This window comes from Pantoea sp. GbtcB22 (genome assembly GCF_019091025.1).
GTDB lineage: Bacteria > Pseudomonadota > Gammaproteobacteria > Enterobacterales > Enterobacteriaceae > Pantoea > Pantoea leporis.
This window is the reverse complement of record NZ_JAGXKB010000726.1, coordinates 1-240: the sequence shown is the minus strand read 5'-3', so window position 1 is coordinate 240 and position 240 is coordinate 1. Positions and strand designations below refer to the sequence as shown.

Below are 240 nucleotides of genomic sequence, written 5' to 3'. Positions count from 1 at the left end.
AACCCTCAACCTGAGCGGCATAGATGTTCGGCGTGTTCACTCTGACGGTGGCGGGCAGGTTGATGATCATCGGACGCGCCGGGCCCGGCTGCCAAATCCCCGCCACCGCTTCGCAAATCTCCAGCGCAAACTCCGGTTCGGTAAAGCAGAAGGTTTCTGGCGAATACTCGAAGGCCCACGCGGTATCCTTTTGCGCTTCGCAACGGGCGCGAATTTGACGCGCACCGGCGCAGGCCAGTT

1 pseudogene is annotated in these 240 nt (G+C 61.2%); it reads right to left on the bottom strand.

Annotated elements, in window-relative coordinates:
* Window positions 1-240 (bottom strand): annotated as a pseudogene (locus tag KVT28_RS26495) (2-isopropylmalate synthase); the annotation flags it as partial.